The following is a 232-nucleotide window of genomic DNA, read 5'->3' as shown; positions in this document are numbered from 1 at the left end:
TAAACATAAATCCGCCTCTGGTTCGGCGCCAACAGCACGTCTCGTTGCAGATCAGATCCGCGGGTTACCTGTCGCTCGCGCACTAGAAATCCTGGCGTACAGCCCGAAAAAAGCGGCTGTATTAGTTAAGAAAGTACTTGAGTCTGCTATGGCTAACGCAGAGCCTAACGAAGGTGCTGACATTGATGAGCTTCGTGTAACTACGATCTTTGTGGACGATGGTCCTACAATG

Annotated in this window: 1 protein-coding gene; it reads left to right on the top strand. The window is 50.0% G+C overall.

Features of this window, described 5'->3' with window-relative positions; all coding sequences use genetic code 11:
• Nucleotides 1–232: 50S ribosomal protein L22 (gene rplV / locus R0J88_RS23850; protein ID WP_410901435.1), on the top strand; the 232-nt coding region annotated here is incomplete at both ends.

Origin of the sequence: Pseudoalteromonas sp. SIMBA_162 (assembly GCF_046535955.1) — a bacterium.
GTDB classification, from domain to species: Bacteria; Pseudomonadota; Gammaproteobacteria; order Enterobacterales; family Alteromonadaceae; genus Pseudoalteromonas; species Pseudoalteromonas marina.
Note: the sequence above shows the minus strand (reverse complement) of the source record. Positions and strands in the feature narration are given on the sequence as shown.